The following is a 13,413-nucleotide window of genomic DNA, read 5'->3' on the forward strand; positions in this document are numbered from 1 at the left end:
TTCCGTTGATCCGGGCTGATTATAGCCGATGCCTGCGGCGCAGGACGACGGCCGCCTTCGGCAAACCTGGAGGGGCCCCGAGATGATCGGGGATTGACAGCGGGGGACTACCGCGGCGCGCGCTTGGCGAGAATGCGCTGCAGGGTGCGGCGGTGCATGTTCAGACGCCGCGCGGTTTCGGAGACGTTGCGGTTGCACATTTCATAGATGCGCTGGATGTGTTCCCAGCGCACGCGATCCGCCGACATCGGATTGGACGGCAGCTCGGATTTCTCGGTGCCGCTGGCGAGCAGCGCCGCGACCACGTCGTCGGCGTCGGCAGGCTTCGAGAGATAGTCCACCGCGCCCATCTTCACCGCCGTGACGGCGGTTGCGATGTTGCCGTAGCCGGTCAGCACGATGGTGCGCGCGTCGGGGCGCTTGCGCTTGAGCGCCGACACCACATCGAGCCCGTTGCCGTCGCCGAGCCGCAGATCCACGACCGCAAAGGCCGGTGCTGACTTGTTGATCTGCGCCAGCCCGTCAGACACGGTGTCACAGGATGTCACCGCGAAACCGCGGGTTTCCATCGCTCGCGACAGGCGCTCCAGAAACGGCTTGTCGTCCTCGACGATCAGCAGCGAGCGGTCGGCGAGATCGTTCAGTTCGGCGATGTCGTTCAAGGCAAGGTATCCCGGTTGCGGATGCGGAGCACTTATAGACCATATGGCGCGGTAATTTTGCACTGCCAAGGGCCCCAGCGTCGAGCAGCCCCGGTTTCCTGAATCTTAACGCCTTTTAATCCACTGGCCCGGCAGCACTTTCCTCGGCCTCGAAGCGGACGCGCGGCCACGCGATCCGCACCACGGCGCCGTGATCGGGAAAGGTCCGGTTGGAGAACGAAACTTTCGCGCCGGTGCGTTCCAGAAGCGTCCGGGCGATGAACACGCCAAGGCCGAGGCCGGCGCGTTCGCGGTGGGGTTCATCGGCGCTGCGGCGCCTTGATAAATAGGGCTCGCCGATCCGTTTCAGCATGTCGGGGGCGATGCCGGGGCCGTCATCGGAGATGACGATTTCGACCGTATCCGCGTTCCACCAGGCGTTAACCTCTACCGTCGTCCGCGCGAAATCGACGGCGTTCTCCAGGATGTTGCCGACGCCATACAGAATCGCCGGGTTCCGGGCACCGACAGGCTCCCGGGTGGCTGCGACAGCAAGCCGCACCCTGATCGTGACGCCAAAATCGCGGTGTGGCGCCACCACTTCCTCGATCAGCGTAGACAGCGGCATGAGGTCGAACGGCGCCCCGGACGAAGATAGCTGGGTGATCTTGGCGAGGATGTCGCGACAGCGCTGCGCCTGCTCGCGCAGGGTCTTCAGATCGGAGGCCAACTGGTCATTGCTCTCGACGGTCTTTTCCAGCTCCCGCGAAATCAGGAAGATCGTCGATAGCGGCGTGCCGAGTTCATGCGCGGCAGCCGCGGCCAGCCCGTCGAGCTGGGTCAGATGCTGCTCGCGCGTCAGCACCAGCTCGGTTGCGGCCAGCGCGTCGGAAAGTTTGCGCGCCTCCTCGGTCGCCTGGAATGCATAGAGACTGGTGACGCCGATCGCGAGCACGATCGAGAGCCAGACGCCGAACAGATAGATCGGCGGCAGCACCAGCGGGTCTTCGCTGTCCCAAGGGAGCGGCAGATGGAAGAACACCAGCGCCGAGGCGCAGGCGACCGCCAACAGCCCGAGGCCAGCCGTCATCCGGATCGGCAGCACCGTCGCCGAGATCAGGACGGGGCCGAGGAACAGAAATGAAAACGGGTTCTGCAAGCCGCCGGTCAGGAACAACAGCGCGGCCAATTCGACGATGTTGAGCGCGAGCAGCGTCGCCGCATAGACCGGTTCCAGCCGTTGCATCGGGTTGAAGGCAACCTGCAGCGCAAGATTGAGCAGCGCCGAGATCCCGACGACGGCCACGCAGGCAACAACGGGAAAGTCGAACTCCAGTCCATGCGCCACGATAAAGATCGCGGTGAGCTGGCCGAGCGCCGCCAGCCAGCGCAGCCGGAGGATCGTATCGAGACGGACATAGCGGTGCGGATGGCGGAAATCGGAGGCTGCGACATCGGACATTGCTGGAGTTTAGCTGTCGCGGCGCGCGATCACAAATTCGTTGGATCGCGTGTGGGGCAGGGCCTCATGGCCACGAAGTTCAAAGCCTTGCGCTCATCCCCGCGATGGCCCAATGAACGGATTGCATGACGACAGGTGACGCCACGCCAGCGCAATCGCCCGCGGCCGGGCCGCAAGGTCCCGCCGCGATCGAGGTTGCGCATCTGATAAAACTCTACAAGACCACCCGCGCGGTCGACGACATCTCGTTCCGGATCGCGCGTGGCAGCGTCACCGGGCTGCTCGGCGGCAATGGCGCCGGCAAGACCACGACCATTGCCATGATCATGGGGCTGGTGCTGCCGACCTCGGGCCGCGTCCAGGTGCTGGGACACGCGATGCCGGAGCAGAGCGCCGAGGTGCTCGGGCGGATGAATTTCGAGAGCCCGTATGTCGACATGCCGATGCGGCTCACGGTGCGGCAGAATCTCACCATTTTCGGCCGGCTCTATGCCGTGGAGAATCTCGCCGAGCGCATCGAGCAGCTCGCCTCGGACCTTGACCTGAAAGATTTTCTCGATCGCGCCAATGGCAAGCTCTCGGCCGGGCAGAAGACCCGCGTCGCGCTGGCAAAGGCGCTGATCAACCAGCCGGAGCTGCTGTTGCTCGACGAGCCGACGGCCTCGCTCGATCCGGATACCGCCGACTGGGTGCGGCAGCATTTGCAGAACTATCGCAGGACCCATGACGCGACCATCCTGCTGGCCTCGCACAACATGCTGGAAGTGGAGCGGCTGTGCGACCGCGTCATCATCATGAAGCGCGGCCGCATCGAAGATGACGACAGTCCCGACCAGATCATGGCGCGCTACAACCGCACCACGCTGGAAGACGTGTTCCTCGACGTCGCGCGCGGCCGGGTGGCGGAGACCGCGCCATGAGCGCTACCGCCACCCATCACGGGATTTCCGCGCACCGCATCCAGGCGATGGTGCTGCGCTACTGGTATCTCCTGATGTCGTCGTGGCCGCGGCTGTTGGAGCTGATCTACTGGCCGGCGCTGCAGATCATCACCTGGGGTTTTCTGCAGAACTACATCGCGCAGAATGATAATTTCTTCGCGCGCGCCGGCGGCACGCTGATCGGCGCTGTGATCCTGTGGGACATCCTGTTCCGCGGGCAGCTTGGCTTTTCGATCTCGTTTCTCGAGGAGATGTGGGCGCGCAACCTCGGCAACCTCATGATGAGCCCGCTGAAGCCGATCGAGTTCCTGATCTCGCTGATGATCATGAGCCTGATCCGGCTCGCGATCGGCGTGATTCCGATGACGCTGCTGGCGCTGTTCTTCTTCGATTTTAATTTCTTCGCCATCGGCCTGCCGCTGATCGCGTTCTTCTGCAATCTGATCTTCACGAGCTGGTCGATCGGGATCTTTGTTTCAGGCCTGGTGCTGCGCAACGGGCTGGGTGCCGAGAGCATCGTCTGGACGATGATGTTCGGCCTGATGCCGCTCGCCTGCGTCTACTATCCGGTCGCGGTGCTGCCGGCCTGGCTGCAATGGATCGCGTGGATGCTGCCGCCGACCTATGTGTTCGAGGGCATGCGTACGCTTCTGATCGATCACGTGCTCAGGATCGACCTGATGGTCTGGTCACTGGCCATCAACGCGGTGCTGTTTACCGCTTCCTTTGCGATCTTCCTCGCTCTTTTGCGCAGTGCCAAACATCACGGATCTTTGCTCGGGGGTGGCGAATAAGTCACAGTTTCCCGTGGTTTTCCGGGGTTTCTACGCCTTTTGGCGCGTGGACAGGCCCGTTCGGCGCATTGACGCATTATTTTGCATTCTGCACTATGCTGCGGCGCAAACAGAAGGTCAGAAATAAAATGCCGATTGGTGAGTTTGGCGGCGCACCGCCGCTGGTGGCCGAAGGCAGTCCGGCGCTCACGACGCCGATGTACTGGATGTACGAAATGGGCCACGCGTCGCTCAATCCGGCACGGGCCGTGACCGACGCCACCAAGATACTGTTTCAAAACCCGCTTAATCCGTGGTCGCACACGCAATTCGGCAAATCGGTCGCGGCGGCCTGCGAATTGTTCGAGCGCACCACGCGCCGCTACGGCAAGCCCGAATGGGGGCTCGACTTCACCGAAGTTAACGGCATCCAGACGCCCGTCGAGGTCCGCTCGATCTGGGAAAAGCCGTTCTGCCGTTTGCTGCACTTCGATCGCAAGCTGACCCGGCCGCTGCGCGCGCCCCATCCGCGCGTTTTGATCGTGGCGCCGATGTCCGGCCATTACGCGACGCTGCTGCGCGGCACGGTCGAGGCGTTCCTGCCGACGCATGAAGTCTACATCACCGACTGGTCCGACGCGCGCATGGTTCCCCTCACCGAGGGCCGCTTCGATCTCGATGACTACGTCGACTACGTCATCGAGATGCTGCATGTGCTCGGTGGCAACATGCATGTGATCGCGGTGTGTCAGCCTTCGGTGCCCGTGGTGGCGGCGGTCTCCGTGATGGAAGCCGTGCGCGATCCCTTCGTGCCGCTGTCGATGACCTTGATGGGCGGCCCAATCGATACCCGCCGCAACCCGACCTCGGTGAACAACCTTGCGGCCGAACGCGGCATCGACTGGTTCCGCAACCATGTCATCACCAAAGTGCCGTTCCCGCATCCCGGCGTGATGCGCGACGTCTATCCGGGCTTTTTGCAGCTCTCGGGCTTCATCAGTATGAACCTCGACCGCCACACCGACGCGCACAAGGCGCTGTTCAACAATCTGGTGAAGGGCGACGGCGACATGGTCGACAAGCACCGCGAGTTCTATGACGAGTACCTCGCGGTCATGGATCTGACGGCGGAGTATTACCTGCAGACCGTCGATCTCGTGTTCGTCAAGCACGCGCTGCCCAAGGGCGAGATGACTCATCGTGGCACGCCGGTCGATCCATCAAAGATCCGGCGCGTGGCGCTGATGACGGTGGAAGGCGAAAACGACGACATCTCCGGGCTCGGCCAGACCGAAGCGACGCACGCTTTATGCCCCCATATTCCCGATCATCGCCGCGTCCATTACGTGCAAAAGGGCGTCGGACATTACGGCGTGTTCAACGGATCGCGATTCCGTTCCGAAATCGTGCCGCGCATCTCCGATTTCATGATGTCGGCGACGAATACCAATGAGTCAGCGGCTAAGATCAAGCCAACATTGGTCCGTGCGGCCGAATAGTGCGCCGGCGGCACCGATTCCGTGTCGCCCATAAGTTGCTGGGAAGATTCAAACAATCCGGATTTCGGTCGAATCAAGGGGTGAGTTCAGACTCACTCCTTGAGACCGCTTTTGACGTCCGGTTCCAACCGAAATTTTGAGTTCCAGGCCCATCCCCTAGGGGCGATTCGTCGCCAAGCCCCTGTATATTGGGCAAATGATTTGTTTTTTGCGCCGAGCAATTTAGATGCGATTTCCCTGGCGGCGGATATGGCAGAATCCGGGCGAACTCCTGCTCCCCGGACTCCAAGAAATGGCTACTCGCGCCCTCCTTTATCGGCGGCCCGCCGAACCCGCGACTCTTTTGGTCAAACACTGCTCGCAAGTCTTTGCGATCAGGCTGCGCCGACATCGGCGGGCGCGGCGTTACACCTTACGCATTCACCCAACCGATCGCGAAGCCATCCTGACGATGCCGCCGCGCGGCACGCTCGCGGAAGCCAAGGACTTTGCGCAGCTTCACGGCGGCTGGATCGCCGCCCGTCTCGGCCGTTTGCCGAAGGCTGCGCCCTTTCAACCCGGCACGATCGTACCGTTGCGCGGCGTGCCGCATCGCCTGGTGCATCGCGCCGGCGAACGCGGCACGGTGTGGACTGAAACCCGCGACAGCGGCGAGAGGATTCTGTGCGTGGCCGGCGGCTACGATCACATGGACCGGCGCGTCCACGACTTCCTCAAGCGCGAAGCGCGCAAGGATCTGCACAAGGCATCGCTCGCCTATGCGGCGGAACTTGGCGTGCGGGTCAGGCGGGTGTCGATCCGCGACCAGTCGAGCCGCTGGGGTTCGTGCACCTCGGCCGGGTCGTTGTCGTATTCCTGGCGATTGATCCTCGCGCCGCCCTATGTGCTGGACTATCTCGCCGCCCATGAGGTCGCGCATCTCGTCGAGATGAACCACTCAGCCAGGTTCTGGAGGGTCGTCGACCGCATCTGCATTCATGTCGAACGCGCCAAGCGCTGGCTCGACACCCATGGCAACGATTTGCATCGCTATGGGGTCGAGGATTAGGTCCCGTCGCCCCTGCGAACGCAGGGGCCCATAACCACAGCAGTTCGTTGCGCGTAAAGGCGTCTACTCCATCGCCCACCCGACAGGCCGCGGCGTATGGATCCCTGCGTCGCAGGGACGACGGATTGGTTTGCGGCTCGCTACCTTCCGAACAGCCGGTCCACCAGCCAGCCATCGAGTCCTGCAGCCGCCTCGGGGCGCGCATTTGGATTGGGTGGCGGCGCGGAAGTTCGTGCCGGCGCAGGCCGATATCCGCCGCCTGATGGGACCGGCGCGGACTGCGGCGGCTGTGCACTGACCTGCGACGCGGTCTGGAACATGTTCGACAAAAATCCGCCCCGCTGCGCGTTCGGCAGGCCTGCCACCGGCACGCCCTGATGCGCGGAGCGCATGAAGCGGGTCCACACTTCCACCGGCAGGCCGCCGCCGGTCGCCTTCTTGGTCGGCGAGTTGTCGTCATTGCCGAGCCAGACGCCGGTGACGAGATTGGCCGTGTAGCCGATGAACCAGGCGTCGCGGAAATCCTGGCTGGTGCCGGTTTTGCCGGCGGCCATCCAGCCTGGAATCTCCGCTTTCCGCGCGGTGCCCGAGAGCAACGTCTCCTGCATCATCGCGTTCATCATCGCGACATGGCGCGGCTCGATCACCTGCCCGAGCGGGTCGGCCGTGCGCCTGTACAGCACTTTGCCTTCGTTGGTGCGAATCTTCGTCACCACATACGGGGACACGCCGAGCCCGCCATTGGCAAACGGCGCGTAAGCGCCGACCAGCTCAACTACCGAGACTTCAGAGGTGCCGAGCGCAATCGAGGGATTGGCCTCGAGTTTTGATGAAATCCCGAGCCGGTGTGCGGTCCGCACCACGTTCTTCGGCCCCACTTCCAGGCCGAGCCGCACCGCGACCGTGTTGAGCGACATTGCCAGCGCCTGTGTCAGCGTCACCGAGCCGAAATATTCATGCGTATAGTTCTCCGGCCGCCAACCTTTCAGGTCGAGCGGCGCGTCCTGTCGGATCGTTTCCGGCGAAAGCCCGCCCTCGATCGCGGTCAGGTAGATGAACGGCTTGAACGCCGAGCCGGGCTGGCGTTTGGCGGTGACTGCACGGTTATACTGGCTCTCGGCGTAGTTCCGTCCGCCGACCATGGCGCGCACCGCGCCGTCGGGCGTCATCGCCACCAGCGCGCCTTGCGTGACATGGAACTTCACGCTCTTGGCCGCCAGCTCATCGATGATCGCGGCTTCCGCCACGCTCTGCAGCTTCGGATCGATCGTGGTCTCGACCACGATGCTCAGGTCGATCTGGCCGACGAGATCGTCGAGCACTTCGCCGATCCAGTCGGCGACGTAGTTGATGGTGCCGGCGCCGGCCGGCTTCACGTTGTAGGAGGGATGTCCGATCGAGGCCTTGGCCTGGGCGTCGCTGATGAACTTGGCTTCCGCCATCGCCGCGAGCACGATTCCGGCGCGCGCTTCCGCGCCTTCGGGGTTGCGGTTCGGCGCCAGCCGCGACGGCGACTTGACGAGGCCGGCCAGCATCGCGGCTTCCGCGACGGTGACGTTCTTCGCCGACTTGCCGAAATAGCGCTGCGCCGCGGCCTCGACGCCATAGGCGCCGGAGCCGAAATAGACGCGGTTCAGGTAAAGCTCGAGAATTTGGTTCTTGGAATGCTTGCGCTCCAGCCATAGCGCGAGCTCCACTTCCTGCAGCTTGCGCGCAATCGTCCGTTCCTGGGTCAGGAACAGGTTTTTCGCGAGCTGCTGCGTCAGCGTCGAGCCGCCTTGCGAAACGCCGCGATGCAGGATGTTGGCGACCGCGGCGCGTGCAATGCCCACGGGATCGATGCCGTAATGCGAATAGAAGCGGCGGTCCTCGATGGCGATGAACGCCTTCGGCAGGTAGGGCGGCAGATCCTTCAGCGCGACATTGGCGCCCGGCGCTTCGCCGCGCGAGGCCAGCACGCTGCCGTCGATGCCGACAATCTGGATGGTCGGCGGGCGCTTTGGAATTTCGAGCGACTGGATTGCCGGCAGATGCGCGCCGACCCAGACCACGACGCCGATGATCGCGATCGCCGCCCACAGGCCGAGCACCGCGCCCCAATAAACGAGACGGCCGAACCTGAAGCGGCGTTTCGAGCGCCGCTTCGCGCCGCTTTTGGCGCCACGCGGCTTGCGCTCGCGCGGCGGCTCGTCCTCGTCGTCTTCGTGCTTGCGCTTCGGCACTGGCTTTTTCGATTCGTCGTCGTCGGTGGCAGCCGGAATGCGATCCTCGGGCGAGAGACGCAGCTCCGCCAGCGCTGCCGGAAGCCCGAACAGCGGCTCCTTGCGTCCGCCGCTCCTTTTCCGTCCCCACGCCATGCCAAACGCCGTTCACACCCGTCTCGCCGCACGCTAGCGGTCGCTGTTTAAGGGTCGGTTACGGAAAGGTTAATGCGGGATTAGGAGGTGCGGCGGGGCCGTATTAGGATTGACGCAAACGGCAGCGTTCTAAGGAGAAAGCGGCATGGGCCACATCGATCCCACCAAGGAAGTGTTCGCGCAATTCAAAGCCAATGACCGGCCGGGTCCGATCCACATGCTCAACCTCGTCCGGCTGCGCGTCGAGGCGGCCTATCCCGACGGCCGCAAGGCGACCGGCGCGGAAGCCTATGCTGCCTATGGGCGCGAAAGCGGACCGGTGTTCGAACGGCTCGGCGGACGGATCGTATGGCAGGGCAGGTTCGAACTGATGCTGATCGGGCCGCAAGACGAGCGCTGGGACCATTGCTTCATCGCCGAATACCCTGATGTCGCAGCGTTCGCGGAAATGATCCGCGATCCCGTCTACCGCGAGGCGGTGAAGCACCGCCAGGCCGCGGTCGAGGATTCCCGCCTGATCCGCCACGCTGTGCTGCCGGCCGGCAAGACGTTCGGGGAGATTCCTAAGTGAGTGCCCACCCTACAAAAAATCGGCGGTCCCCGAAGGACCGCCGATCGCTCTTCCGCCGATCGTTCTCTTCGCTCAACGGGCCTAACCCGCCGCGCCCTTGTCCTCGAGGATCGGGCCGAACATTTCCCAACGCTCGCCGTTGAACTTCATCATCTGCAACTGCTTGTTGACGCGGTAGTCGGTCGGCGTGGTGCTGACCGAGATGCCCGGCAGCAGCAGGTCGAGCTGAACGTTCTTCAGGTTGGTGGCCTGTTTCAACACGTTCTCGCGGGTCAGATTGTCGCCGCATGCCTTGAGCACATGGATCAGCAATTGCGTGGTCATGTAGCCATAGGAGTTGAAGCTCGAATCCTTGTCGCCTTCAGGATAGTACTTCGCCATGAACTCGAAATACTTCTTCATGCCGGCGTCGTCCTTCCAGGTCGGATCGAGCGGATCCTTACCGTAGTTGACACTGATCACGCCCTTGGAAGCCTCGAGGCCTGCCGGCTTCATCACCGCGCCGACCGAGGTGGCGTTGATGTCGAGGATGTGCACCGGCTTCCAGTTGAGCTCGGCGATCTTCTTGATCGCCTGCGCCGCCTGCTTCGGTGTCGACGCCGAGAAGAACAAGTCCGCGCCGGCGTCCTTGATCTTGAGGATCTGCGAATCGATGGTCGGATCGGAGACTTCGTAGGAAGCTTCCGCCACGATCATCTTCGCCGCCTTGTCGCCGAGGCCGGCCTTGATGCCGTTCAGATAGTCCTTGCCGAGGTCGTCGTTCTGGTAGAGCACGCCGATCTTGGCGTTCGGATGTTCTTTCAGGATGTACTGGCCATAGATGCGCCCCTCGACGAAGTAGTTGGGGTTGAAGCCCATCGTCCACGGAAAATTCTTCGGATCGGTGAACTTCGACGCGCCGGTGGCCGCGAATAGCTGCGGCACCTTCTTCGCGTTCAGATACTTTTGAACCGCTGCGTTCGAGGGCGTACCGAGAACCTGGAAGGTGAGCAGCACCTCGTCGCTCTCGACCAGCTTGCGTACCTGCTCGACCGCTTTCGGCGGCGAATAGGCGTCGTCATACTGAATCAGATTGATCTTGCGGCCGTTCACGCCGCCCTGATCGTTGATCATCTTGATGTAGGCCGCCTGGGTCTTGCCGATCGTGGCATAGGAGGAGGCCGGTCCGCTGAATGGATTGGTCTGGCCGATCTTGATCTCGGTGTCGCTTGCGCCGGTGTCGTATTTTTTCTGCGCCGACGCCGTCGAGACCGACAGCGCAAGTGCGAGCGCCGTGCCGGTGGCCAGATGGAAAATACCCTTCCTCATAATGCTGCATTCCTCGTTTGTTTTATGATTGGCGCTGATCTGTCCGCCGGCCGGTCCGGCCGCACGGATGTCGTCGCTGCCACAATAGTGGCGGAAGCCATGTTGCAATGCAAGGCATCCAAAAGCCGGGTTTCGGGCGTCAGGTTCCGTCTGCTCAAAAAGAATCCATTGCTTGTGTCAGCCGCAAAATGATGCACGGCCGCGCGGGCATTGCGTGGCCCAAACAAGCAAAGGCCGCCGGCATCGTGTGATGCCGACGGCTGCTGTCTTGAATCGGGCAGGCGCTAACCGCTCGGTCCGGTATCCTCGATGATCGGGCCGAACAGTTCCCAGCGCTCGCCGTTGAACTTCATCATCTGCATCTGCTTGTTGATGCGGTAGTCGGTCGGTGAGGTGTTGGTGACCATGCCAGGTAGCGACAGGCTGCCGGTGACGTTCTTCAGATTGGCGGCCTGCTTCATGATGTTTTCGCGCGTGAGGTTGTCGCCGCATTGCTGCAGGATCTTCACCAGCAATTCCGCGGTCCCATAACCGTAGACGTTGACGGTATTGAGCTTGTCGCCCTCCGGGTAATATTTGTCCATGAAGGCGAAATAGGCCTGGATGCCGGGATCGTCTTTCCACTGCGGATCGCCCGGATCCTTGCCGTAGTTGGTCGAGATGATGTCCTTGGAGATGTCGAGACCCGCCGGCTTCAGCGTCGCCGAAACCGGGCTCGCATTGATGTCGAGGATATGGACCGGCTTCCAGCCGAGGTCGGCGACCTTCTTGATCGCTTGCGCCGCAAATTTCGGAGTCGAGGCGTCGTAGAGCAGGTCGGCGCCGGCGGCCTTCAGCTTGACGATCTGCGAGTCGATGGTCGGATCGGTCAGCTCGTAGGAGACTTCGGCGACGATCATTGACGCGGCCTTGGAGCCGAGCCCTTCTTTCAGGCCCGTGACGTAGTCGCGGCCGAGATCGTCGTTCTGATACAGAATGCCGATCTTGGCGTTGGGATGATTTTGTAGAATGTATTTGGCGTAGATGCGCCCTTCCGACTGGTAATTGGGATTGTATCCCATCGTCCAGGGAAAGTTCTTGGGGTCGGTGAATTTCGAGGCGCCGGTCGCGGCGAGGAGCTGCGGCACTTTTTTGGCGTTGAGATATTTCTGCACGGCGGCGTTCGAGGGCGTGCCGATGATCTGGAAGGTGAACAGCACCTCGTCGCTCTCGACCAGCTTGCGCACCTGCTCGACGGCTTTCGGCGGCGAGTAGGCGTCGTCATACTGGATCAGGTTGATCTTGCGGCCGTTGATGCCGCCTTTTTCGTTGATCATCCTGAAATAGGCGGCCTGCGTCTTGCCGATGCCGGCATAGGCCGAGGCCGGGCCCGAGAACGGAACGGTCTGGCCGATCTTGATCTCGGTATCGCTCGCGCCGGTATCGTATTTCTTCTGCGCGTTGGCGGGTGACGCCAGTGCGATCGCGACCGCCGTGCCTGCGATCAGATGAAGAACGCCACTTCTCATATAGTTGCTCCCTTCCCTTGATCTCGACCGATGATCCTGTTCCGGTCATCCGTTCGGAAGGCCGGACGTCATCGTTGGGAGCGAGTGTGGCGGAACGGTTTTGTCAATGCAAGGCAGTACGGGAGAGGCCGTTACGCCGGCCAGAGCAGCACCAAGGCGAGCGCCACGGGCGCCGCCTGCACGCTGAGGATCCGGCCAACCGGCAGCGGAATTCGGGTGGACACTAATACGCCGCAGGTGAAAAGTGCGGATCGCTTGCCGATATCTTTGTAGGGATGACGATGCCAGAGAATTTCAACCTCGACCGCCTGCCAACGCCGATCGGCACGGCGCTATTGGTCACCGATGCGGACGGCCTGCTCCGCGCGCTGGACTGGGAAGACTATGAGCCGCGCATGAAGCAGTTGCTGCGTCTGCATTATGGCGAGGTGAATTTGAACAACGGGCGGGCGCCGCGTGGTTTGCGCGCCGCCTTGACCGGCTATTTCAAGGGCGACCTCGACCGCCTCGCGGCAATCGAATGGCGCGTCGCCGGCACGCCGTTCCAGCAGAAGGTCTGGAACGCGCTGCCGAAGATCGCGGCAGGGACGACGATGAGCTATGGCGCGCTCGCCGCAAAACTTCGGATGCCGCGCGCCGTCCGCGCCGTCGGCCATGCCAACGGTTCGAATCCGATCAGCGTGGTCCTGCCCTGCCACCGCCTGATCGGCGCCAATGGTTCGCTGGTGAAGTACGGCGGCGGGCTGGAGCGCAAGCGCTGGCTGCTCAAGCACGAGGGCGTGGAGATTGCGTGCTCGGGAACAGGAGAGGCGGATCGGCTGGGCGCGTTGCGCTCGGCGTCGTCACCCGTTTCAAGTCAATCGGGGTCACGGGGCGCGTTTCGCATGTCGCGAAGGATATAGATGAATACAATCAGCAGAGGCCCCCACGCCAGTAACGCGCCCACCAGCATCGCATTTACTGTTGCCATGCTGGCTCCTCCGCGATCACCGGCACGATAGATGGTCTCTGTGCGCCGCAGATTCCGGCACCTGGTAGAGCCACTTCCAATAGGTCCGGTTGCGCTCCAGTTGACGCTTGTAGATCTCTCGGCACTTCGACGAACAAAACTGCTGGAAGTACCAGCTACGCCGGACCAGCCCGAAGGGTCGCTTGCATTCCGGATTTCCGCAACAATTTTTCATGACGCAATCTCCGCATCGGCACGCCGTAACCAGCGAATGAAACTCTCGTGGCCCTTGTCGAGACAGAAGCGCCCGCAGTAGCGCTCGCGCGCTGGATTTCGCAGAGAGATGATTTTGGGGC

Annotated in this window: 10 protein-coding genes and 1 pseudogene; 6 read left to right on the forward strand and 5 right to left on the reverse strand. The window is 62.4% G+C overall.

The features are described 5' to 3' along the window. Positions 1–107: 107 nt before the first annotated feature. Complete coding sequence (locus V1290_RS20155) at positions 108–662, reverse strand: ActR/PrrA/RegA family redox response regulator transcription factor (RefSeq protein ID WP_028347745.1); 555 nt, start codon at positions 660–662, stop codon at positions 108–110. Between the two features lie 115 nt (positions 663–777). Next, complete coding sequence (locus V1290_RS20160) at positions 778–2,103, reverse strand: ActS/PrrB/RegB family redox-sensitive histidine kinase (protein ID WP_334366023.1); 1,326 nt, start codon at positions 2,101–2,103, stop codon at positions 778–780. A 125-nt stretch (positions 2,104–2,228) separates the two neighbouring features. On the opposite strand from V1290_RS20160, the gene V1290_RS20165 reads away from it, so the two are divergent. The 4 genes from V1290_RS20165 to V1290_RS20180 all read left to right on the forward strand — a co-directional run bounded on the left by V1290_RS20165 (position 2,229) and on the right by V1290_RS20180 (position 6,364). After that, a complete protein-coding gene (locus V1290_RS20165) occupies positions 2,229–3,023 on the forward strand; it encodes an ABC transporter ATP-binding protein (RefSeq protein WP_334366024.1) in 795 nt (264 codons plus the stop codon). After that, positions 3,020–3,838, forward strand: a complete 819-nt coding sequence (locus V1290_RS20170; RefSeq protein WP_028347742.1) for an ABC transporter permease — start codon at positions 3,020–3,022, stop codon at positions 3,836–3,838. The genes V1290_RS20165 and V1290_RS20170 overlap by 4 nt, the downstream gene beginning before the upstream one ends. A 128-nt stretch (positions 3,839–3,966) precedes the next feature. After that, positions 3,967–5,316, forward strand: coding sequence for a polyhydroxyalkanoate depolymerase (locus V1290_RS20175; protein ID WP_334366026.1), 1,350 nt, complete (start codon positions 3,967–3,969; stop codon positions 5,314–5,316). A gap of 226 nt (positions 5,317–5,542) precedes the next feature. Then, complete coding sequence (locus V1290_RS20180) at positions 5,543–6,364, forward strand: M48 family metallopeptidase (protein WP_334366027.1); 822 nt, start codon at positions 5,543–5,545, stop codon at positions 6,362–6,364. Between the two features lie 140 nt (positions 6,365–6,504). Here V1290_RS20180 and V1290_RS20185 read toward each other — a convergent pair whose 3' ends face one another. Further along, on the reverse strand, positions 6,505–8,721 hold the full coding sequence (locus V1290_RS20185; RefSeq protein WP_334366028.1) for a transglycosylase domain-containing protein: 2,217 nt from the start codon (positions 8,719–8,721) through the stop codon (positions 6,505–6,507). 145 nt (positions 8,722–8,866) lie between these two features. Between V1290_RS20185 and V1290_RS20190 the strand changes: the two genes are divergently transcribed. Next, entirely contained in the window at positions 8,867–9,292 is a 426-nt protein-coding gene (locus V1290_RS20190) for a DUF1330 domain-containing protein (protein WP_334366029.1), read from the forward strand. Positions 9,293–9,373: 81 nt separating this feature from the next. Here the strand turns inward: V1290_RS20190 and V1290_RS20195 are convergent, their stop codons facing one another. Together V1290_RS20195 and V1290_RS20200 are read right to left on the reverse strand one after the other, a co-directional pair. Further along, the gene (locus V1290_RS20195; RefSeq protein ID WP_334366030.1) at positions 9,374–10,600 is read right to left on the reverse strand and encodes an ABC transporter substrate-binding protein; all 1,227 of its coding nucleotides are present in this window, start codon (positions 10,598–10,600) and stop codon (positions 9,374–9,376) included. Between the two features lie 284 nt (positions 10,601–10,884). Next, positions 10,885–12,108 (reverse strand): ABC transporter substrate-binding protein, encoded by a 1,224-nt coding sequence (locus V1290_RS20200; RefSeq protein ID WP_334366031.1) that lies wholly within the window; start codon positions 12,106–12,108, stop codon positions 10,885–10,887. Between the two features lie 275 nt (positions 12,109–12,383). Here V1290_RS20200 and V1290_RS20205 point away from each other — a divergent pair. Further along, positions 12,384–12,896 (forward strand): annotated as a pseudogene (locus V1290_RS20205) (methylated-DNA--[protein]-cysteine S-methyltransferase); the annotation flags it as partial. Positions 12,897–13,413 lie beyond the last annotated feature (517 nt).

It is taken from the genome of Bradyrhizobium sp. AZCC 1578 (genome assembly GCF_036924675.1).
Taxonomy (GTDB): Bacteria; Pseudomonadota; Alphaproteobacteria; order Rhizobiales; family Xanthobacteraceae; genus Bradyrhizobium.

Coding starts and splice junctions, on each gene's coding strand:
- V1290_RS20185 (WP_334366028.1), bottom strand. CDS start 8,721: ATGGCGTGGGGACGGAAAAGGAGCGGCGGACGCAAGGAGCCGCTGTTC.
- V1290_RS20165 (WP_334366024.1), top strand. CDS start 2,229: ATGACGACAGGTGACGCCACGCCAGCGCAATCGCCCGCGGCCGGGCCG.
- V1290_RS20170 (WP_028347742.1), top strand. CDS start 3,020: ATGAGCGCTACCGCCACCCATCACGGGATTTCCGCGCACCGCATCCAG.
- V1290_RS20200 (WP_334366031.1), bottom strand. CDS start 12,108: ATGAGAAGTGGCGTTCTTCATCTGATCGCAGGCACGGCGGTCGCGATC.
- V1290_RS20180 (WP_334366027.1), top strand. CDS start 5,543: ATGCGATTTCCCTGGCGGCGGATATGGCAGAATCCGGGCGAACTCCTG.
- V1290_RS20190 (WP_334366029.1), top strand. CDS start 8,867: ATGGGCCACATCGATCCCACCAAGGAAGTGTTCGCGCAATTCAAAGCC.
- V1290_RS20175 (WP_334366026.1), top strand. CDS start 3,967: ATGCCGATTGGTGAGTTTGGCGGCGCACCGCCGCTGGTGGCCGAAGGC.
- V1290_RS20160 (WP_334366023.1), bottom strand. CDS start 2,103: ATGTCCGATGTCGCAGCCTCCGATTTCCGCCATCCGCACCGCTATGTC.
- V1290_RS20195 (WP_334366030.1), bottom strand. CDS start 10,600: ATGAGGAAGGGTATTTTCCATCTGGCCACCGGCACGGCGCTCGCACTT.